19 protein-coding genes are annotated in these 20,229 nt (G+C 62.1%); 6 read left to right on the forward strand and 13 right to left on the reverse strand.

The window, feature by feature from the left end; translation table 11 throughout:
- Positions 1-10: 10 nt before the first annotated feature.
- From LDN82_RS07715 to LDN82_RS07735, 5 genes are read right to left on the reverse strand one after another with little or no spacing between them, the layout of a single operon-like run.
- Positions 11-679 (reverse strand): hypothetical protein, encoded by a 669-nt coding sequence (locus tag LDN82_RS07715; RefSeq protein ID WP_224166948.1) that lies wholly within the window; start codon positions 677-679, stop codon positions 11-13.
- Positions 680-727: 48 nt separating this feature from the next.
- A complete protein-coding gene (locus LDN82_RS07720) occupies positions 728-2,194 on the reverse strand; it encodes a cation acetate symporter (RefSeq protein ID WP_224166949.1) in 1,467 nt (488 codons plus the stop codon).
- On the reverse strand, positions 2,191-2,553 hold the full coding sequence (locus LDN82_RS07725) for a hypothetical protein (protein ID WP_224166950.1): 363 nt from the start codon (positions 2,551-2,553) through the stop codon (positions 2,191-2,193). The genes LDN82_RS07720 and LDN82_RS07725 overlap by 4 nt, the downstream gene beginning before the upstream one ends.
- Positions 2,550-3,269: a LytTR family DNA-binding domain-containing protein gene (locus LDN82_RS07730; RefSeq protein WP_224166951.1), complete on the reverse strand. Its 720-nt coding sequence runs from the start codon at positions 3,267-3,269 to the stop codon at positions 2,550-2,552. The genes LDN82_RS07725 and LDN82_RS07730 overlap by 4 nt, the downstream gene beginning before the upstream one ends.
- Before the next feature lie 22 nt (positions 3,270-3,291).
- On the reverse strand, positions 3,292-4,494 hold the full coding sequence (locus LDN82_RS07735; protein WP_224166952.1) for a histidine kinase: 1,203 nt from the start codon (positions 4,492-4,494) through the stop codon (positions 3,292-3,294).
- A 306-nt stretch (positions 4,495-4,800) separates the two neighbouring features.
- On the opposite strand from LDN82_RS07735, the gene LDN82_RS07740 reads away from it, so the two are divergent.
- Together LDN82_RS07740 and LDN82_RS07745 are read left to right on the forward strand one after the other, a co-directional pair.
- The gene (locus LDN82_RS07740; RefSeq protein WP_224092207.1) at positions 4,801-5,181 is read left to right on the forward strand and encodes a DUF485 domain-containing protein; all 381 of its coding nucleotides are present in this window, start codon (positions 4,801-4,803) and stop codon (positions 5,179-5,181) included.
- A gap of 11 nt (positions 5,182-5,192) precedes the next feature.
- Positions 5,193-6,809, forward strand: a complete 1,617-nt coding sequence (locus LDN82_RS07745; RefSeq protein WP_224167493.1) for a cation acetate symporter — start codon at positions 5,193-5,195, stop codon at positions 6,807-6,809.
- 77 nt (positions 6,810-6,886) lie between these two features.
- Here the strand turns inward: LDN82_RS07745 and LDN82_RS07750 are convergent, their stop codons facing one another.
- The 5 genes from LDN82_RS07750 to LDN82_RS07770 form a co-directional block, all read right to left on the reverse strand.
- Entirely contained in the window at positions 6,887-7,906 is a 1,020-nt protein-coding gene (locus LDN82_RS07750; RefSeq protein WP_224166953.1) for a PHP domain-containing protein, read from the reverse strand.
- 70 nt (positions 7,907-7,976) lie between these two features.
- The gene (locus tag LDN82_RS07755; protein ID WP_224166954.1) at positions 7,977-8,573 is read right to left on the reverse strand and encodes a hypothetical protein; all 597 of its coding nucleotides are present in this window, start codon (positions 8,571-8,573) and stop codon (positions 7,977-7,979) included.
- A 61-nt stretch (positions 8,574-8,634) separates the two neighbouring features.
- Positions 8,635-9,042, reverse strand: coding sequence for a DUF4383 domain-containing protein (locus tag LDN82_RS07760; RefSeq protein WP_224166955.1), 408 nt, complete (start codon positions 9,040-9,042; stop codon positions 8,635-8,637).
- Between the two features lie 130 nt (positions 9,043-9,172).
- A complete protein-coding gene (locus LDN82_RS07765; protein WP_224166956.1) occupies positions 9,173-9,898 on the reverse strand; it encodes a hypothetical protein in 726 nt (241 codons plus the stop codon).
- Positions 9,899-10,048: 150 nt separating this feature from the next.
- The gene (locus LDN82_RS07770; protein WP_224092218.1) at positions 10,049-10,519 is read right to left on the reverse strand and encodes an Lrp/AsnC family transcriptional regulator; all 471 of its coding nucleotides are present in this window, start codon (positions 10,517-10,519) and stop codon (positions 10,049-10,051) included.
- Positions 10,520-10,740: 221 nt separating this feature from the next.
- Here LDN82_RS07770 and pdhA point away from each other — a divergent pair, with 221 nt between their 5' ends.
- From pdhA to LDN82_RS07785, 3 genes are read left to right on the forward strand one after another with little or no spacing between them, the layout of a single operon-like run.
- Entirely contained in the window at positions 10,741-11,883 is a 1,143-nt protein-coding gene (pdhA, locus tag LDN82_RS07775; RefSeq protein ID WP_224092220.1) for a pyruvate dehydrogenase (acetyl-transferring) E1 component subunit alpha, read from the forward strand.
- The gene (locus tag LDN82_RS07780) at positions 11,883-12,893 is read left to right on the forward strand and encodes an alpha-ketoacid dehydrogenase subunit beta (RefSeq protein ID WP_224166957.1); all 1,011 of its coding nucleotides are present in this window, start codon (positions 11,883-11,885) and stop codon (positions 12,891-12,893) included. Before pdhA ends, LDN82_RS07780 begins: the two co-directional genes overlap by 1 nt.
- Complete coding sequence (locus tag LDN82_RS07785; RefSeq protein WP_224166958.1) at positions 12,890-14,323, forward strand: dihydrolipoamide acetyltransferase family protein; 1,434 nt, start codon at positions 12,890-12,892, stop codon at positions 14,321-14,323. The genes LDN82_RS07780 and LDN82_RS07785 overlap by 4 nt, the downstream gene beginning before the upstream one ends.
- A gap of 99 nt (positions 14,324-14,422) precedes the next feature.
- On the opposite strand, the gene LDN82_RS07790 is transcribed toward LDN82_RS07785, so the two are convergent.
- The 3 genes from LDN82_RS07790 to LDN82_RS07800 form a co-directional block, all read right to left on the reverse strand.
- Positions 14,423-15,295, reverse strand: a complete 873-nt coding sequence (locus LDN82_RS07790; protein ID WP_224166959.1) for an NAD(P)-dependent oxidoreductase — start codon at positions 15,293-15,295, stop codon at positions 14,423-14,425.
- A gap of 397 nt (positions 15,296-15,692) precedes the next feature.
- Positions 15,693-17,798 (reverse strand): DUF222 domain-containing protein, encoded by a 2,106-nt coding sequence (locus tag LDN82_RS07795; RefSeq protein ID WP_346347114.1) that lies wholly within the window; start codon positions 17,796-17,798, stop codon positions 15,693-15,695.
- A gap of 50 nt (positions 17,799-17,848) precedes the next feature.
- A complete protein-coding gene (locus LDN82_RS07800; protein WP_275965342.1) occupies positions 17,849-18,499 on the reverse strand; it encodes a TetR/AcrR family transcriptional regulator in 651 nt (216 codons plus the stop codon).
- A gap of 119 nt (positions 18,500-18,618) precedes the next feature.
- On the opposite strand from LDN82_RS07800, the gene LDN82_RS07805 reads away from it, so the two are divergent.
- Positions 18,619-20,229, forward strand: a complete 1,611-nt coding sequence (locus tag LDN82_RS07805) for a carboxyl transferase domain-containing protein (protein WP_224166960.1) — start codon at positions 18,619-18,621, stop codon at positions 20,227-20,229.

Here is a 20,229-nt window from a genome sequence, read left to right on the forward strand (position 1 = left end):
GTCCGCAAAACTACCGTGGCGTTGGAGAGATGGGTGGGTTGTTCTTCCACGCATCGAGGTAGCGGCGCCTTCCACGGGCCAGCGCTGTAACGAAAAAAGCCAGTGCTGCCACTACGGCGACGCTCACCGCTACAACGGCCGGCAGTCCTGCAACCAACAGCGCCGAGCCCACCAACAAGGCGATCAGGGCTGCGTTTACGGTCGCCATGAACACCATGCTGCTGCCGGCAACCTGACTGAAGTCCTTCCTGCCGCCGAAGAAGTAATACGTCCGTTTGGCGCCTTCCTCGTCATCGTGGGATCCAGCCATAAGGTACCTGGCAATGCCGGGGTCCAGATCCAGATATGCGGCGCGCAACCGGTTCATGGCAATGACATACATCAGGTCCTCCATCCCCACGCTCATGACGCGTATGTGGGTTAAGAGCCCCACCATAAGGTCAATGGTGAGGATAGTCAGCGCGAATGCCCTGAAGGCGTCGGAGAATTGCGTAGCCTGACCCACCAGTGCCACACTCAGCAGGCTGGCCGACGTGAAGGTCAGGAACATGCTGATACGCGTGAGGACCTCACCTTGCGTAGTGCTCCTTGAGGCAAGCAGGCTCCAGTGCTCGGTGGCCAGCAATTGCGCCCGGATGCTAAGGGAAGCCGGGCTGGCGGCATCCGGTTCTTCGGACATGGCGTCATTGTCCACCTTGCCCAATGCATGGACAACAGGTGCTGGCCGTTACCGTTCGGTAGCCACTGGCCGTTCTGGAACGTGCAGGCGGGACATCACGCGGTTCACGGAAGCCGGCACGCGGTTCTTTGTCCAGACCGAGACCGCCAGCGTCACTGCGAAAGCGGCCGGGACCGTCCATGCAGCCGGTTGGGCCAGCCAGGCAGGAGCGTTGCCCTGACCCATGACAGTGCCGATCACCATGGCCCCGCCGCACAGCAGCGCGCCGGTCACCATCCCTGCAATTGCCCCGGCATCAGTCAGCCCGCGCCACCAGATTCCCAGCAGCAATACGGGACAAATGGTGGATGCAGTAAAGGCAAAGACGAGCCCAACGCTCCCCGCCAAGGCCAGGGTGTCTGTCATGAAGGCAAAACCCAAAGGCACGACGGCGGCAAGCAGCGCTGCGAGGCGGAATCCCCGGACGCTTCCTCCGAAGAGGTCCTGGCTGATGACGCCCGAGAGCGAAACCACCAGCCCGGACGTGGTGGAGAGGAACGCGGCGAAGGCGCCGGCGACCACGAGCGCTGAGAGGAGTTCACCTGCTGTTCCTCCCACGAGCTTGCCGGGCAACAGCAGGACCAACGCATCGGCTTGTCCGGACTGTGCAAGTTCCGGGGCGAAGATTCTGCCCACCGCACCGGAAAGCGTGGGGAAGAGGTAAAACACGGAGAGCAGCCCCAGGACGATCAGTGTGGTGCGGCGTGCAGACTGTCCATCGGGATTTGTGTAGAAGCGCACCAGGACGTGCGGCAGGCCCAGTGTCCCGAAAAGCAATGCCACCATGAGCGAAATGTTCTGATAGGCGCTGGCCGCTGGTTGGCCGGTGGGATTGACCGGGAGCTGGGCTTGCTGCGGGGTGCCGTTTCCAGCCAGGACCAGGAGCACGAAGATTACAGGAACAGCCAACGCAGTCAGTTTGAGCCAGTACTGGAAAGCCTGAACGAACGTAATGGAACGCATCCCACCAGCCACCACCGTCAGGCACACCACCAGCACCACCGCCGTCGAACCTACCCACGATGGCAGTCCCGTGGTGATGCGGATGGTGAGCGCAGCGCCATGAAGCTGGGGCACGATGTACAGCCAGCCGACGGCCACTACGACAAGGCTTGTGACGCGTCGAACCACTCTGGAATCCAGCCGCGCCTCGGTGAAGTCGGGGATGGTGTACGCGCCGGAGCGCCGCAGGGGAGCGGCAACGAAAAGCAACAGCATGAGGTAGCCCGCGGTGTAACCAACAGGGAACCACAAGGCATCAGTTCCGGACAGCAGGATCAGTCCCGCGACTCCCAGGAAACTCGCAGCCGAGAGGTATTCGCCGCCAATCGCTGAGGCGTTCCACCACGGCGGGACTGTCCGCGAGGCAACATAGAAGTCACCCGTGGTGCGTGAGATGCGCAGTCCGCAGAAGCCGATGACCGCCGTCGTGATCGAAACTGCCAGAAAGGCGACCAAGCCAACAGCAGGGTTCACTTGTCCTCCACAAGGTCCTTATAGCGCGCTTCATTCCGGGCGGCCGCACGGTTGTAGAGCCAGGCGCTGAGGCCGATCACAGGGTAGATCCCCACACCCAGCAACAGCCAGTCGAGCGGAATGCCCAGGATCCTTGTGTCAGCAACCCCTGGTCCGAAGACCAGGAACACCGCGAACGAAGCAAGGATCAACAGGAAGCCGCAGGCCACCACCAGGGCAAGCCGCAACTGCGAGCGGATAAGGGAACGGACGAAAACCCGTCCCACGTCCGAATCCTCGGCGACTTCGCCACCATAGGGGAAGCGCAGGGGAGCCGGTTTCGCTGATTGGCGTGGTGCTGTGACCCGAACGCGCGTCATCCTTGTGGCCGGATGCGCGTGGATTGCAGCTTGTCCCGCACCGATGGCAGGTGGCGCCGGCTGATGGGCAGTTCCGCACCGGCAACTCTTACGCTGGGGGAAGTGGCAGAGAGCTTCAGATGACCCACATGGTTGAGCGCAATCAGGTAGCTGCGGTGGATCCGGATGAAACCGGCTTCCGCCCACTTCTGTTCCAGATCGCTGAGGGGGACACGGATCAGGTAGCTGGCTTCGGCCGTGTGTAGCCTGGCGTAGTCGCCCTGTGCCTGCACATAGCTGACATCATCGCGACGGATCATGCGGGTGGTGCTGCCCAGGTCCACCGTGATCATTTCGGGAGCAGGAGCCCCGTCCTTGATCAGCTCGCTGATCCGGTCAACGGAACGTGCCAGCCTTTCGGCACGCAGCGGCTTGAGGAGATAGTCAATGGCAGCGAGGTCGAACGCCTCCAACGCGCAGTCTTCGTCAGCAGTAACAAACACGACGGCGGGAGGACTGCTGCTGCGCGCAATGGCGCGGGCGATGTCCAAACCGGAAAGGGCCGGCATATGGATGTCGAGGAACACCGCGTCAACGGACTCCCGTTCCAACGTCCGCAAAGCCTCCGCCCCGGATGACGCCCGGTGGATGGTGCCGATGCGCGCATCCTGCCCCAGCAGGAAAGCGAGCTCCTCCACGGCAGGCAGTTCGTCGTCAGCGACGAGCACGTTGATCATGATTAAAGATTAGCCCGGTGTGTCAGGCGTCATGTCCGGGCTGGGATTTGGGGACCCGCATGGTGATCAGCGTCCCCTCGCCGGGGGCCGTTTCGATGACGAGGCCGTGCTCGTCCCCATAGACCTGCCGCAAGCGGGCGTCGACATTCCGCAGGCCTACGTGCTCACCGTCCGTATGTCCGGCAAGCACGGACCGCAGGTGCTCCGGGTCCATCCCCACGCCGTCGTCCTCGATAGTGACCTCAGCGAACGCGCCGGAATCGTTGGCACAGATGGTGATGTGTCCAGGGCCTTCCTTCGCCTCAAGACCGTGCCGGACCGCATTCTCCACCAGTGGTTGCAGGCTAAGGAACGGTATGACCGTGCTCAGCACCTCGGGTGCGATCCGAAGGCTCACCTGCACGCGCTCGCCGAACCGGGCCCGTTCCAGAAGAAGGTAGCGGTCAATACAGCGCAGTTCCTCGGCCACGGTGGTGAAGTCGCCGTGCCTTCGGAAGGAGTACCTGGTGAAGTCGGCGAACTCCACCACTAACTCCCTTGCCCGGGCCGGATCGGTATTGATGAAGGAAGCGATCGCGTTCAGGGAGTTGTAAATGAAGTGCGGGCTGATTTGGGCACGAAGAGCCCGGACTTCCGCCTCCATCAGCAGGGTCCGGGAAGCTTCCAACTCAGCCAGCTCAAGCTGCGCGGCAATCCAGTCAGCCACTTCGCTGGTGGCCCGTACCAAGCCGGCTCCGGCCGCAGGCGCCAATGCTGCCACCGATCCGACAACTTTGGAGCCGGCACGGATGGGGGCAATGACGGCACTGAAATCGTGGTGGCCGTGCTCGGATCTTACGGAGGCCGAATGACCGGCGTGGGGCACCACGGCAGTCCGGCCCGTCGCCAGCACTTCCGCGGCGAGGCCCATGAGGGAAGGCCGCAGCTCCTCGGCAAACCCGTCCCATGCAAGGACCGAATCGGTGTCGGTAATGGCCAACGCGTCGCAGCCCAGCAGCATTCGCAGTTGCTTGCTCGCCTTGGCCGCGCCGGCCGCCTGCAGCCCGCCACGCAGATGCTGCCCCGCACGCGAGGCGGCGTGGAGTGTGTTGTACGTGGCCCGTTCAGCATCCGTGCCCAGGTCCCGGAAGGAGCGGATCACCTTCAGCCCAACACCCACGACGACGGCGACGGCCAGCACGATCACGGCGATCGCGGCTGCGGTGAAGAGCGGGGAGTCAGGCATAGAGCCAGCGTAGCCGGATGCCCGCTCACATCCTGCGCCGTTTTCCCCAACGTTCTCTCACATCCCACCGGGTTTTCCCCAACGTTCTCTCACATCCCACCGGGTTTTCCCCAACGTTCTCTCACATCCCACCGGGTTTTCCCCAATGTTCTCTCACATCCCACCGTTCGGCGCAGCATCCTGACCGCTGGGCGACGGTGGCCGCTGGTTCTCTGGAACCGCTGGCACCGCCCGTTCGATAGTGATTGCAGTCACATTGGCAAAGCGTGTGGAGCTGATGTGGACACATCACAATCAGGAGGAACCATGGGTAATGAGGCCCAACCCCAAGACGCAACAGCGTCCGTGGACTTCCAGGAAGTCCAGCAGACGGAACGGTTCAAGACGCTGCGCAAGCGGCACCGCAGTTTTGTCTTCCCGATGGCAGTGGCGTTCCTGCTCTGGTATTTCGCCTACGTCCTCTTGGCCGACTACGCCGTCGGCTTCATGTCCATCAAAGTTTGGGGCAACATCAACGTCGGCCTGATCCTCGGGCTGCTCCAATTCGTCACCACTTTCGGCATCACGGCTTGGTACGTGAGCTACTCCAACAGGAAGCTGGACCCCATCGCGGCATCGATCCGCAATGAGATCGAAGGCCACCAGTTCGATAAGGATGGCAACATGATCCGCGGGGCAGCCAAATGAACACGAACCACATCATCACCGTTGTCCCCGCGGTCAACGTTGCAGCATTGAAGGATACGACGCTCCTCAATATGGGCATTTTCGCCCTCTTCGTGGCGGTCACCATGGTGATCGTCTTCCGGGCAAGCAGGAACAACAAGACCGCGGCCGACTACTATGCGGCCGGCCGTTCCTTCACCGGTTCACAGAATGGCACCGCGATTGCGGGCGACTACCTTTCTGCGGCCTCGTTCCTCGGTATCACTGGCGCCATTGCGATCAACGGATATGACGGGTTCCTTTACTCCATCGGCTTCCTTGTCGCCTGGTTGGTGGCGTTGCTCCTCGTGGCCGAGCTCTTGCGCAATACCGGCAAGTTCACCATGGCCGATGTCTTGTCCTTCAGGCTGCGCCAGCGGCCGGTCCGCATAGCGGCTGCCCTCTCCACCCTCGCGGTTTGCTTCTTTTACCTCCTCGCGCAAATGGCAGGAGCCGGCAGCTTGATTTCGCTCCTCCTGGGCATCAGCGACTGGGGCGGACAAGCTTTGGTGATCATCGTCGTCGGCGCATTGATGATCATGTACGTCCTCATCGGAGGCATGAAGGGCACCACGTGGGTACAGATCATCAAAGCCATCCTGCTGATCGCAGGGGCCGCAGTCATGACTGCCTGGGTACTGGCGATCTACGGATTCAATCTCTCCAACCTGCTCGGTTCCGCGGCTGAGGCAGCCAACAACCCTGCCGTTCTCAACCCAGGCCTGCAGTACGGCAAGACGGAGACGTCCAAGCTTGATTTCATGTCCCTGGGCTTGGCGTTGGTCCTGGGCACAGCTGCCCTCCCACACGTTTTGATGCGTTTCTACACGGTTCCCACCGCCAAGGAAGCACGCAAATCCGTGGTCTGGTCGATCTGGCTGATCGGCCTGTTCTACCTGTTCACGCTGGTGCTGGGTTACGGTGCTGCAGCTTTGGTTGGAGCAGACACCATCAAATCGGCCCCAGGCGGCGTCAACTCTGCCGCGCCCCTGCTGGCCTTCCACCTCGGCGGGCCGCTGCTGCTCGGCTTCATTTCGGCCGTTGCTTTCGCCACCATCCTTGCCGTGGTGGCCGGACTGACTATCACCGCGGCAGCGTCCTTTGCCCACGATATCTACGCCAACGTCATCTCAAAGGGCAAAGCCGATGCAACCACAGAGGTCAAGGTGGCCCGGCGCACCGTAGTAGTGATCGGCATCCTGGCCATCCTCGGCGGTATCTTCGCCAACGGCCAGAACGTGGCCTTCCTGGTGGCTCTCGCCTTCGCAGTTGCAGCTTCGGCCAACCTGCCAACCATCGTTTACTCGTTGTTCTGGCGGAAGTTCACCACGCAGGGCGCCGTATGGAGCATGTACGGCGGATTGGCCTCGGCCATCCTGCTCATCACGTTCTCGCCCGTGGTCTCCGGTGCAAAGGCGTCCATGATCCAGGGAGCCAACTTCGCGTTCTTCCCGCTGAGCAACCCGGGCATCGTATCGATCCCCCTCGCCTTCCTGCTGGGCTGGCTGGGGACCGTCCTGGACAAGCGCCGTGAGGATCCAGCCAAACAAGCGGAGATGGAAGTCCGCTCGCTGACAGGTGTCGGTGCAGAGAAAGCAGTGGAGCACTAAGGTCACCAAGGACCAGGCCAAACGCGGGGGCTCCTCTGCCATACGGCGGGGGAGCCCCCAGGCGCGCCAGCACTAACTCACTTCTTGAGGCTTAGCCATTCCTTCAACTGCTCCAACGGCCATGTGGTGACGATCCGTTCCTTAGGCACGCCAAGCGCCTCGGCACGTTCGGCGCCGTACTGAAGGAAATCGAGCTGGCCGGGGGCATGGGCATCACTGTCAATGCTGAACAAGCAGCCGGCATCAAGCGCCATCTTGATCAGCGCGTCCGGAGGGTCCTGCCGCTCCGGCCGTGAATTGATTTCGACGGCGACACCCCACTCGGCACATTCGGTGAAGACCTTGGCGGCGTCGAATTCGGACTCGGGCCGGGTGCCGCGGGATCCTTGGACCAGACGGCCGGTGCAATGCCCCAGAACGTTCGTGTGTGGATCGCTTATTCCACCAAGCATCCGCTTGGTCATGGTCTTCTTGTCCGAGCGCAGCTTCGAGTGGACACTGGCCACCACCACGTCCAGCCGGTCCAGCATTTCCGGCGATTGGTCCAATGTCCCGTCCTCAAGGATGTCCACTTCGATGCCTTTGAGCAACCGGAAGCCGTCCTGATTGGCGTTGATCCCTTCCACCACACCCAGCTGCTTTTCAAGCCGTTCTACGCTGAGGCCGTTGGCGATGGTCAGGTTGGGGGAGTGGTCAGTAAGGGCCAGGTATTCACGGCCCAGGGTTTTGGCAGCAGCCACCATGGTTTCAATCGGTGAACCGCCGTCGGACCAGTTGCTGTGGCTGTGCAGGTCGCCGCGTAACGCTGCCTTGAGCGTGTCGCCGCCGGATGCCAACGATTCCGCGCCGCGCGTGCGAAGGTCGGCCAGATAGTCGGGCACCCTGTCTTCCATTGCCTGGGTAATAACTTCCGCGCTTCGGTCCCCAACACCTTTCAGGCTGGTGACTCTTCCATTTCGGACGAGCCTGGCCAGCTCGTCGGGCGGAAGCTGCCGCACGGCGTCGGCCGCTTTCCTGAAGGCCTGGACCTTGAAAGTGGGGGCTTGGCCGCGTTCCAGCCAAAAGGAGATTTCTTCGAGCGCCTCAACGGGATCCATGGCTCCATGATCCACGAACCGGGCGCACCATCAACAGAGGGCAATGTTGACGGTGCGCCGGTCCGGGCCGTTACTTCTGGTGGTGGCCGCCTGGAATCAGTCCGGAAGGTGTTCCGTCCGAGGGTGCCAGTCCATGTTCCCCATGGGGAACGGCCTGCTGGCCGGCCATGGATGCGGCCAATCCCGGCGTGGCCACCGATGCAACAACGACGGCGGCTCCGAACGCGGCTGCCAGAAGCCGCCCGGTCCTTGGCAGGCCGTGGGCGCCGCCGTCGTTGGTCTTTTGCTGCCGGCACAGCCAACCGCCTCCGGCAAGTGCCATCAGAGTTAGTCCCAGAGCCGCAAGATGGCTCATTCCAAGCGAGCCTTCACTGGCCGCCAAACCCCCTGCAAGGACAGTGATGTGGGCAGCGGCGGCAACCAGCAAAGCTGGAAAGGCAAGCCGGCGCAAGACAAGGGAGTTCCGGTGGAGTCCCCACAAAGACCACGCCAGGAAGGCCAGCCCGGCTGCGAGGGCCACCACTCCGGCAAACACCATGCCAGGTGCGCCGTCTTCCGTGAGGTAGCCGGCCGCAATGGACAGCTCCACTATCCCGCCGGCCATGGCTGCGAAGTAGACGAACAACAACGCAGCGGCGTTCAGCGTGGGGTGATATTTGGCTGCCATGGCGCTGTCCTCGGTCTCGATGGGTCTGTGATCAGGGGCTATGTGATCAGGGGTTCTGTGATCAGGCGCGGGCTGAGGCTACGACGGCCTTGTCCTGGGACAGGGCAACGCCCAGAAGCACCACAGCGCTGGCCAGGTGCAGCACGTTGTCTGCCCCGTTCAGGGCGATGATGTTCAGGGAAGTTCCAACGAGGAACAGCCCGAGGATACCTACCAACAGGTAGACACCGCCCACCGCCGTGTTGACGGATTTGGAAAGCGTGACACTGTTCATACCTGCATAAAGAAGGGCGGCACCAATGGCCAGGTGAATGACGTTGTGCAGGGGGTTCACCGCGAAGATGATCAGGTTGGCACCTTCAGTGGCGGAGAAGCCGGTTCCTGAGGTGACGAAGAATCCGAGCACGCCTACCAAGAGGTATACGGCTCCGAAGATGGTGGCGATCAAGCGATTGGGCGAAGTACGCATTGGTCCGAACCTTCCGGTGATGGCCGGGTGTTCCCGGCCGTCCTGTGGAGCCCCGGACGGGGCTCTCAAGCAGTGATTCGGACCATGCGTTGCTGCGGATGGGTGGAAACCGGAATATTTTTTCCCGCCCTTATGGACGGAGGCGGATGCTGCTCATTTTGAGATCGTTGGTGCCCTCGAAAACGTACTTGAGATCGATGGTCTTGCCGGTGCACTGCAAGGTTCCCGCGATGTCCGCTTTGTTATTCCCGTTATCCGAATTCACGCTGACGGAGTTGTAATTTGGCTTGCAGGAATCATCAAGTTCCAGGCTGGCAATACCGTCGATGAAGGACTGCTTATCCAGTTCTTCCTTCAAGGCCGGGTGGAGGTAGTTGTCATAGGCCTGCTCAGTTTGCCCTGAAACCACCAGGTTGGTGAACTCGTCAGCCAAAGACCTCGCCTTCGACGTCGCGCCGCCCACAACGTTCACCAGCACCAGGATGCCCACCACGGCCAGGACGATCACTCCTGCCACAATGCCCAGGACAATCCAGAGCACCTTTTTGCTCTTGGCCGGCGGCGGAAGCTGTTGGCCGTACTGGCCGGGTGGATACTGGCCGGGCGGGTACTGGCCGGGTGGGTACTGCCCCTGGGGGTACTGGCCTTGCGGGTACGGGTTTTGGTCAGGCGGATATTGTCCCGGCGCATACTGGCCTTGGGGACCCGGGGACGACGGCGGCTGTTGCCACTGCGCTGGAGTCCCGTTTGGTTGGGGGTACCCGGGGCCGGGTGGGACGGGTGGTGGGTTCTGGCCGTATTCGCTTCCGCTGTGTCGGGTTTCGTCGCGACCATTCGGTTCTTGCGGGTTGCTCACTGTAGTGCCCCTTTCGGCAGCCTGCGGCAGCGCCACCACGTAGCCAGGAACCGCTGGCCGGCCCCCGATGCGTCCACCTGAATCAAATCGCATCCGCAGTTCCACAGGCAAGGGCCAAAGGGTAGTAAGGGCAGGTGAATACGGGGGGTGTCAGCCTTCGGAGCGCCGGCCCAGCAGGGGTTGCACCCGGTACGGAATCATTTCCCGCATCGCTAAGGCAGTATCGGTGCGGTCAACGCCGTCGCATGCAAGGATCTTGCCGTTGATCCGGTAGAGGTCTTCGGCGTCCAGCGCCACCACACGCAGGAGCAAGTCGGCTGATCCGGTCAGCCCGAAACCTTCCAGGATCTCCGGGATGTCCGCAAGATCCTTCGCGAGCGAGGCGAGTTTCTGTTGCTGGACATGCACGGTGATGAACGCCGTAAGGGGGTAGCCGAGGGCAACCGGATTGATTCGCCGCTCAAAGGAGAGGAATGCGTGCTTCTTCTCGAGTTGGGCCATGCGCGCCTGGACAGTATTGCGGGACAAACCAAGTTTCTGGGCGAGAGCCACAACGGTCCCTCTGGGATCCTTTGCCATCGCTGAAAGGAGCCGGGTGTCAGTGCCATCCAAAGGTTGCATAATGCGCAAGATTAGCACGGCTCGGCCACTCCCAACATGGCAGAATGCTCAAGTTTTTCAACGGTAGTTGTACCCGATGCGTCTTGTGAGTAGGGTCACAATTAACGCTGGCGAAGGAGCCAGGGGGCCGGTCTGCGCTTGGATCACAAGTCCAGCAGGGTCGGCAAAACCTAGCCGGAAGGTTGCGATCACCTGTGTTAACGGATAAGGCGGGCAAGGGAGTGCAAAATGACGCTCCGCGCCCCGGACAAAGTGCACAAAATCCTTTGCGGACGGGGGGCAACCTCCTCCAGTTGGTGTCGCCGGAAGGCGAACGGATCAGCCACCCGGAATTTGATCTTTGGATCAAGGACATCGGCGATGAACAATTGGGCTCCTTGTTTGAGGACATGACAGTCATCCGCCGCATCGACACCGAGGCCACAGCCCTCCAGAGGCAGGGCGAACTGGCCCTGTGGCCGCCGCTGCTTGGGCAGGAAGCAGCCCAGATCGGCTCAAGCCGCTCCTTGCGCGACGACGACTTTGTCTTCCCCAGCTACCGTGAAAGCGGCGTGGCGTACATCCGCGGCGCGCACGTCTCAGAGATCGCCCAAGTATGGCGCGGAAACGCCTTGTACGCCTGGGATCCCCAACGGATCAACATGGCGACACCCCAAATCATCATTGGTTCCCAGAGCCTCCACGCCACTGGTTACGCCATGGGCGTCCAGTTGGACGGCGCCAGCACGGCAGTACTGGCCTACTTCGGGGACGGCGCCACAAGCGAAGGCGACGTGAGCGAGGCCATGGTGTTTGCGGCCAGTTTCCAGGCTCCCGTGGTCTTCTTCTGCCAGAACAACCATTGGGCTATTTCCGAACCCGTGCGCGTGCAGTCCCACGTTCAACTGGCCGACAGGCCAACAGGGTTCGGCATCCCCAGCCTGCGCGTTGACGGAAACGATGTCCTCGCCGTCATGGCTGCTACCCGCTGGGCTTTGGACCGTGCCCGCAGCGGCGGCGGCCCAACCTTTATCGAAGCGGTCACCTACCGCATGGGCCCGCACACCACGGCCGATGATCCCACGCGATACCGTGACCCGAACGAGCTGGAGGACTGGGCTGCCAAGGATCCCATCCTCCGTCTGCGGCGGCTCCTTGACGCCAAGGGCCTGCTCACTGAAGAACTGGAAGGCAGAGTCAAAGCCAAGGCCGACGCCGTCGCAGCCGAGCTCCGAACCAGTTGCGTCAATATGCCCGATCCGCAGCCGTTGGACGTTTTTAACCACGTCTACAGCACACCCAACTCCTGGATTGAACGCCAGAAGGATCACTATTCGCGCTACCTGAGCAGTTTCAACCAGCCCGTCGAGGAAGGTGCACTCTGATGTCCAAGCTCACATTTGCCCGGGCAATCAACGCCGGCCTCCGCAAGTCCCTGGAAAACGATCCCAAAGTCATCCTCATGGGCGAGGACATTGGTTCCCTCGGTGGTGTCTTTCGTGTCACCGACGGACTCCAGAAGGACTTTGGAAAGCACCGGGTGATCGATTCGCCGCTGGCCGAGTCCGGCATCATCGGAACCGCAGTGGGCCTGGCCTACCGGGGCTACCGCCCAGTGTGCGAGATCCAGTTCGACGGCTTCATCTATCCTGCCTTCGATCAGATCGTCAGCCAGGTGGCCAAGATGCACTACCGGACGCAGGGGCGGGTCAAGATGCCGATCACCATCCGCGTTCCTTTCGGTGGTGGCATTGGCTCGCCGGAGCACCACTCGGAATCGCCGGAAGCCTACTTCACCCACACTTCAGGGCTTCGGGTAGTGGCGGTGTCCAACCCGCAGGACGCCTACACAATGATCCAGCAGGCCATTGCCTCCGATGATCCTGTTCTCTATTTCGAACCCAAGCGCCGCTACCACGACAAGGGTGACGTCGATGAGTCCATCGACCTCTCCCAAGCGATGCCATTGGACAAAGCGGCAGTGGTCAACGCCGGATCGGACGTCACCCTGGTGGCTTACGGCCCTCTGGTAAAGACCGCCAAGGCTGCGGCACAGGCTGCAGCTGATGAAGGAATTTCCGTGGAAGTCATCGACCTGCGCTCGTTGTCCCCGGTTGACTACCCGGTGGTTGAGGCATCCGTGCGCAAGACAGGCCGGCTGGTCATCACGCACGAGGCCGGCCAAAATGGTGGCCTCGGAGCGGAAATTGCGGCCAGCATTACCGAGCGCTGCTTCAACTACCTGGAATCCGCACCCGTCCGCATTACTGGCTTCGACGTTCCCTATCCCTATTCGAAGCTTGAGATGCATCATTTGCCCGATCTGGACAGGATTCTGGATGGCGTGGACCGCACGTTGGGCCGCCACAACTCCCTGAGTGGACTGGAAGGATGACCGCTACCATGATCAAGGAATTCAGGCTGCCGGACCTTGGCGAAGGCCTGACCGAGTCGGAAATCCTTAGCTGGAAGGTCGCAGTGGGGGACACCGTCACCCTCAATCAGGTCATCGCGGAGGTTGAGACGGCCAAGGCCGTCGTTGAGCTGCCGTCGCCTTTCGCTGGCGTCGTAGCGGCACTGCACGAGCAGCCTGGTTCCGTGGTGGAGGTCGGCAAGCCGATCGTCTCCTTCGAAGTGGACGACGCCGGGGCCTCCAACGGGGGCAATGCCAACGGCGGTGGCAACCCGACCGCCGTCGAGACCAAGGCTGCAGCGCCACAACCTGAAATGCCGCAATCTCAAACGCCACAATCTCAAACGTCACAATCTCAAACGTCACAGGCCGAGTCGCCTGAGGCTGACGCGACCCCCGCCAAGAGGGAGCCGAACCTGGTGGGCTATGGCGCCGTCGTCGAGGAGACCGGGCGCCCGGTCCGCCGCGCCCGCGGCCTTGTACAGGCTGCGGCAACAACAGTGCAGCCAAGGCCCAAATCCGACGATGTCCCCGCAGAGCGTCCACGTTCCACACCGCCGGTCCGTAAGCTGGCGCGCGATCTTGGAATTGACCTCCAGCTGGTTCCCGGCACTGGTCCAGGGGGACTCATCACGCGGGAAGACGTCCAGAACTTCACGGTTGAGCCGGAAGGCACAGGCGCAGTACCAACGGCGCCGGCAACCACCGGCGAGCGTGAAACGCGCACGCCTATCAAGGGTGTCCGGAAGTTCACGGCCGCTGCCATGGTGCAGAGCGCTTTCACCGCGCCGCACGTGACGGAATTCCTGACGATCGATGTCACCGCCACCATGGAATTGCTCACGCGGCTCAGGGCAAGCAAAGCGTTTGAGGGCTACAAGCTCACTCCGCTTACCGTTGCGGCCAAGGCGGTCCTGATAGCGCTCCGGAACAACCCAACGTTGAATTCCCGTTGGGACGAGGCGCGCCAGGAGATCATCCAGTTCAACTACGTCAACCTTGGCATCGCGGCCGCTACGCCGCGAGGCCTGACGGTACCGAACATCAAGGATGCCGATCGCCTGACCCTACGGGAACTTGCCTCTGCGCTGTCGGAACTCACGGACACAGCACGTGCCGGCAAGACGTCTCCGTCAGATCTTTCGGGTGGCACCATCTCCATCACCAACATCGGAGTATTTGGGATCGACGCCGGAACGCCCATCCTGAATCCGGGCGAGGCGGCCATTGTGGCCTTGGGTGCCGTGCGGAAGGCGCCGTGGGTGGTCGATGATGAGATCGCCGTACGCCAGGTGATGTCCCTGAGCTTGTCCTTCGACCATCGCTTGGTGGATGGGGAACAGGGTTCACGATTCCTGGCCGACCTTGGCGCTATCCTGTCCGACCCCGCCATGGTGTTGACTATGGTCTAGCTTCACGAATGTAGGAAGCTGCGCCGGCCCACCCCTTTACGAGTGCTTGCAGGAAACTGCGGCTAAGGGGTGGGCCGTTGCGTGTTCAGGCCCGCGCGTTCAGTCCTCTGTGGGCGTGGTCCGGTTGGAGTGGTAATCGCGCCAGCTGTGTTCCGGCTCAAAGCCAAGGAGCCGCCGGGCTTTGTCGATGGACAGCATGGTTTCGTTCTGGCCCAGTTCCTTGACAACCTCGACGCCGGGAAAGACTTCCGCGGCTAGTTCGGCGCTGCTTCGGCTCATCACGGTGTCCGAAGCGGCGATGATGAAGGTCTCGAAACCGGCTGCACTTTTCTCCAGGGCGCGAACCACTGCCTGGGCGCCGTCGCGGGAATCGATATAGCCCCACAGATTCCACTTGCGAAGGGTGGCGTCCGAGTCGAAGGACGGGAAGGCGTCGTAATCCTCGGGGTCCATCACGTTGGAGAACCTGAGCGCGGTGATGCTCAACGTCGGATCCCAGCGCGTGAGCTGGATGGCCATTTGCTCCTCGAGGTGTTTCACCAGTGAGTAGGTGCTCTCAGGCCGCGCCGCGTACTCCTCATCTACAGGAATGTAGGGAGGGTCGATTTCGAAAGGGAGCCCCAGGACTGTCTCGCTGGAGGCATAAACCACTTTCTTGATGCCCGCTCGCCGGGCTGCCTGGAAGACGTTGTAAGTGGAGAGCATGTTGTTTTCAAAAATTGCGGCGTCCGGAGCCAACCCCGGTGCGGGGATGGCGGCCAAATGGACGATCGCGTCCAAGCCGCTGTGTTGGTCGTCCAAACCAAGTACCACGTCCAGGACCTCGCCATAGTTGCGGAGGTCTACGCTTACGTAGCCGTGGCCCCTCTTGCCTGCGCGGTCCATGTTGAGCACGTGGTGGCCGTCCTGCGTCAGCCGGCGGACCACGCTCCTGCCCAATTTTCCGCTTCCCCCAGTGACAGCAATCCTCATGATGCGCTCCTCGCGTTATGTAATCCGCTCCAGCCTATGTGCCGCAGGAGGACCGCACAGCCCCTGAAACTGGCCCTGTGAGTCCTAGGAATACTGGAACAGCCCAAGCACATACGGGTAGCAGGTTGCGGGTTGCAGGTAGGGGCAATCAGGCAACTGACGCAGGTAGAGCCAGGGGCCTGGCGCCCGTCTGTGCACGTGTGCACGCGCGTTGACACTCGTCTGTGCACGCGCGCGGCAACCGTCTGTACACGCGCGCTGACACTCGTCTGTGCACTCGCGCGGAACCCGTCTGTGCACGCGCGCAGGCACCCGGCAACCATCTGTACATCGCATCCGGCACCTTCCGCATACCGCGGCACTCCCTGGACGCACCCGGCACCTTTGTCGGGCAGGTTTATGTTCTCTGGGGTGTGTGGTGGTGGTTGCGTCGGGGTGTTTGTTTGGGGTCGATGTGGGGTGGCGGGATGAACCACGGAACCCCTGTTGTGATGTCGATGCGCCAGTCTTCTTTGTGAATGAGGTGGTGGTGGTGGCTGCAGAGCAGGGTGCCGTTGTTGGTTGACGTGGTGCCGCCATGTGACCAGTAGGTGATGTGGTGGGCTTCGCACCAGGGGGCGGGCATGGTGCAGTCGGGGAACGCGCAGCCTTGGTCCCGGGCGGTGATGGCTTTGCGGATGTGTGGCGGGAAGATCCGGGTGGTGCGGCCGATGTCCAGGATGCGGGAGTCGGTTCCGAGCAGGACGGGGAGGATGTCGGCGTCGCAGGCGATTTTGCGGATGGTGTTTGGGTGCATCGGACCCTGGAACGTTGCTGTGCCGGTGCTGAGTCTTTGGCGGCCCGTGAGTCGTTGGTGGCCCGTGAGTCGTTCGAAGAGGTCGCGTTCGTCGATGGTGACGGCGAGTTGGGGGCGGAGTCCGCCGTTGGAGGGCAGTTTCCCGGTGGTCATCGCGACAGCACAGGCTCCGATGAGGCCGTTGAGCAGTTTCTGGGCCCGCGTGCGACGGTCCAGATCCGGTCCGCCTGACGAGTGTTCTGGTCCGGGGTGGAGGGCCGTTCCGGTGCCATCGTCGGTGCTGGTGCTGGTGCTGGTGCTGGCGTCGGGCGCGATGGCGGGCTCGCCGTTGTGGCCCATGAGTCGTGGATTGGTGGCGGTATTCATGGCGGTGGCCAGGGTTTCGTATTGTTCTGCGGTGGCGAAGATTTCGATGTGGTGCAGCCCGTTGCGGCGTCGTCGGCGGAGGAACGCGCCTTGGATTTGGCGGAGAACTTCTTCGGACGGTTCGGGACCGTCTTGGTCGATCGAATCGACCCAGCGTTTGGCCATTTTGGTGACGAAATCCGGGTCGGATTCACTGGCCGTGGCGGTGAGGGCGTGTTCCATCCGGGCGATGGTGCCGTCATCGGCGAGCTGCCGGACTTTGTCCAGTGCGGTGCTGATGATCGTTGCGGACCGGGAAGGCACCAGAGCTGAGGAGAGGGCTTCGGCCAGCACTTCGCGCCGGGCCGGGATCTCCTGCCCGGCCATTCCGGCCTGAGGAAGGACGTCGGGTGCGAGGGCGAGCCTGCGCCGGGCTTCCCCGATGCTGATCCGCAACCGGGCCCGAAGGAACTCAGCGGCATTCCGGTACCCGTCATCCAGGACGCTGCCCGTTCCCGTAACCCTCGCATCCGAGGCTGGTTCGGTCCAACCGGTTCGCCACCCGGGCGCGCCAGCCGACGACCCCGGTGACGCTAGCTGTGCTTCCTTCCGCGTCCTTTCCACCGCCTGCGCCGCGACAACCTGCAAGTACTCCAACGACCGGGAGATCTCCTCGATCCTGCCGGCAAAGTCAGCGGCCTCAAAAAACCCACACAGTCGCGCGGCATCGGCCGCTGCGGACAACCGCATGGGGTCCGAAAGAGCCGCACTGTCCCCAAGAAGAGCCGCCAGATCCCTTCCGGTAGCTGCAGGATTGGGATGCCTAATTTCGAAATGGGGGCTCGGCTGAGCAAGCTCCGGGCCATGGCCGGTGCGAGCTTTCCCCTCTGAGTCACTGTTCTTTCCGGCGGCGGGGGCCGAGGCGTCTACCATCGGAGCGCCTGGGGACCCGGTGTCCGTGGATCTGGCGCCTGTGGATCTAGCGCCCGTAGACCCGGTGTCCATGGATCTGGCGCCTGTTGACCCGCTACTCGTGGCTATGTCGCCCGCGGGCCCTGAAGCCCGGGCGACCTTGGCCTTGCCGTTGCCCAGCCCAGCGTCGTTGCCCAGCCCAGTGTCGTTGCCCAGCCCAGTGTCGTTGCCCAGCCCAGCTCTGTCGCCCAGTCCAGCGTGGAAATGGCTGATGGCGGTGATGGACGCCGTCGAATCCTTGAACCCGGCCTTGACCAAGTCCGGCATGCTCAAGAAGCGTTGTGACCGGATCGCGGCCAGGGCAGCGACAACAGGGGACGGTTCCGTCCGAAGTGCTGTCAGCTGCCCCATGTCTTCCATGATCAAAATCATTACATCGGGGTCTGACATTTTAAGATGCACTCGGAAGACGGTCACGATCTCCCGGAAAGAGTAAGCAGTCAGGCTGCTGTCAGCGCAGCCAGGGCCATCTGTTCCAGGATGGGCCTGGCCGACTTGACCGCGATCTTCCGCCCGTGATGGCGGACGGAGTGGGGTGTGGAGTTGATAAGGCCGAAGGCCGCATGCGCCCGGACACGGAGGCCACCGACATCTGCGTCGGAGTGGATGCGTGCCAGGACGTCCACCCACGTTTCAACGTAGGCGCGTTGCAAGGACCGGACTTCGGCTTGGTCGGTGCTGCTGAGGCTCCCGAAGTCGCGGTCTTGGACACGTATGACGTCCGGGTTGCTCAACGCAAAATCCACCTGGAACTGGATCAAGCCCTTCAACGCATCCATGGGTTTACCGGCTTCCGAGACCACGCGGAGGCCGCCGTCGAGCAGATCGCGGCTGACGCTGAGGAGAAGCTCGGCGAGGACAGCCTGCTTGCCGGGAAAGTGCCGGTACACGGCAGGCCCGCTGACGCCTGCCGCCGCCCCAAGATCCTCCAGCGAAACCCGTGTGAAGCCATTCTCCGCAAAGAGTCCCGCGGCCGCTGAAAGCAATGCCAACCTGCGGAGTTCCTTGGCCTGGCCTCGCTGCGTTGCTGGGGCTGGATTGCTTGCTGGGGCTGGGCTGGGGACAGTTCCTGTTTCCGGGCCTCCGGTCACATTCTCCTCCTTGGTGAAGTTCCACCGTGCTGGACATCACAGTTAATACAGACTAACCTAAATTTCAGTTACGTGGCACTAACCGAAATGGCCTGGGGCCGGGAATGGAACAGTGGTCAATGGAGACAATCGCCAGCGTGGCAGGACCCCACAGCGGCACCTTTGAAGCCAACCAGGAAGCGCAGCTGGCCCTCGTAGGGGAGCTGAAGGAACGTCTTGCCGCGGCAGCCCTCGGGGGGCCCGCGAAATCCAGGGAGCGGCACGTCGCCCGAGGCAAACTGCTGCCACGCGAGCGAATCGACTACCTCCTGGACGATGGCAGCCCCTTCCTGGAGATAGCGCCGCTGGCCGCCAACGGCATGTATAACGATGATTCGCCGGGCGCAGGAGTGATTGCCGGTATTGGGCTGGTTCATGGCCGGCACGTCCTGGTGATTTCCAACGATGCCACGGTCAAGGGCGGCACTTACTACCCCATGACGGTAAAAAAGCACCTCAGGGCTCAGGAAATTGCCCTGGAAAACAAGCTTCCGTGTATCTACCTCGTGGATTCCGGGGGAGCATTCCTGCCCAAGCAGGACGAGGTTTTTCCCGACAAAGAGCACTTTGGCCGGATCTTCTACAACCAAGCCAAAATGTCAGCGGCCAACATTCCGCAAATTGCCTCGGTGATGGGCTCGTGCACGGCCGGTGGTGCCTATGTCCCGGCCATGAGCGATGAGACTGTCATCGTAAGAAATCAGGGCACCATTTTCCTCGGCGGCCCGCCACTGGTGAAGGCAGCGATCGGCGAGATCGTCACCGCCGAGGAACTGGGAGGCGGCGACGTTCACTCCCGGATTTCGGGCGTCACAGACCACCTCGCCGAGAACGACCAGCACGCGCTGGAGATCGTTCGGGACATCGTGGCGACGTTGCCCAAGCCGGCGAAACCGGCATGGGACGTGCTCGACGTCGTCCTGCCGCCCGTCGTCGACCCCTCCGGTATTTATGGCGTGGTGCCCACAGACGTCAACGCCCAATACGATGTCCGCGAAGTAATTGCCCGGCTCGTGGACGGTTCCCAATTCCATGAGTTCAAAAAGAACTATGGCACCACGCTGGTGACTGGATTCGCCCATCTTCATGGGCACCCGGTTGGCATCGTTGCCAACAACGGGGTCCTGTTCAGTGAGTCCTCGCTCAAGGGCGCCCACTTCATCGAACTCTGCGATCAACGCGGGGTCCCGCTGATTTTCCTGCAGAACCTCTCGGGTTTCATGGTGGGCAAGGACTACGAGCAAGGCGGCATCGCCAAGAACGGCGCCAAAATGGTCACGGCGGTCGCAACAGCGAGGGTCCCCAAGCTGACAGTTGTCATCGGCGGCTCCTTCGGCGCCGGAAATTACTCCATGTGCGGGCGGGCCTACTCGCCGCGTTTCCTGTGGATGTGGCCAGCTGCCCGCATTTCAGTGATGGGCGGAAACCAGGCATCCAGTGTCCTTGCAACGGTAAAACGCGACCAGTACGAGGCCGCCGGCCAGGAATGGTCCGCCGAGGAAGAAGAAGCCTTCAAAGCTCCCATCAAACAGCAATACGAAGACCAGGGAAGCCCTTATTACTCCACGGCCCGGCTTTGGGATGACGGCATCATCGATCCCGCAGACACCCGACGGGTCCTGGGCTTGGCTTTGGACGTCGTCTCCCGCCAGCAACTGCCCGAGACCTCCTTCGGTCTCTTCAGGATGTGA

The sequence above is a fragment of the Arthrobacter sp. StoSoilA2 genome, from assembly GCF_019977195.1.
Lineage (GTDB): Bacteria > Actinomycetota > Actinomycetes > Actinomycetales > Micrococcaceae > Arthrobacter.

Coding starts and splice junctions, on each gene's coding strand:
- LDN82_RS07780 (WP_224166957.1), top strand. CDS start 11,883: ATGTCCAAGCTCACATTTGCCCGGGCAATCAACGCCGGCCTCCGCAAG.
- LDN82_RS07785 (WP_224166958.1), top strand. CDS start 12,890: ATGACCGCTACCATGATCAAGGAATTCAGGCTGCCGGACCTTGGCGAA.
- LDN82_RS07770 (WP_224092218.1), bottom strand. CDS start 10,519: ATGCAACCTTTGGATGGCACTGACACCCGGCTCCTTTCAGCGATGGCA.
- LDN82_RS07790 (WP_224166959.1), bottom strand. CDS start 15,295: ATGAGGATTGCTGTCACTGGGGGAAGCGGAAAATTGGGCAGGAGCGTG.
- LDN82_RS07760 (WP_224166955.1), bottom strand. CDS start 9,042: ATGCGTACTTCGCCCAATCGCTTGATCGCCACCATCTTCGGAGCCGTA.
- LDN82_RS07715 (WP_224166948.1), bottom strand. CDS start 679: ATGTCCGAAGAACCGGATGCCGCCAGCCCGGCTTCCCTTAGCATCCGG.
- LDN82_RS07805 (WP_224166960.1), top strand. CDS start 18,619: ATGGAGACAATCGCCAGCGTGGCAGGACCCCACAGCGGCACCTTTGAA.
- LDN82_RS07730 (WP_224166951.1), bottom strand. CDS start 3,269: ATGATCAACGTGCTCGTCGCTGACGACGAACTGCCTGCCGTGGAGGAG.
- LDN82_RS07750 (WP_224166953.1), bottom strand. CDS start 7,906: ATGGATCCCGTTGAGGCGCTCGAAGAAATCTCCTTTTGGCTGGAACGC.
- LDN82_RS07740 (WP_224092207.1), top strand. CDS start 4,801: ATGGGTAATGAGGCCCAACCCCAAGACGCAACAGCGTCCGTGGACTTC.
- LDN82_RS07795 (WP_346347114.1), bottom strand. CDS start 17,798: ATGTCAGACCCCGATGTAATGATTTTGATCATGGAAGACATGGGGCAG.
- LDN82_RS07725 (WP_224166950.1), bottom strand. CDS start 2,553: ATGACGCGCGTTCGGGTCACAGCACCACGCCAATCAGCGAAACCGGCT.
- LDN82_RS07735 (WP_224166952.1), bottom strand. CDS start 4,494: ATGCCTGACTCCCCGCTCTTCACCGCAGCCGCGATCGCCGTGATCGTG.
- LDN82_RS07755 (WP_224166954.1), bottom strand. CDS start 8,573: ATGGCAGCCAAATATCACCCCACGCTGAACGCCGCTGCGTTGTTGTTC.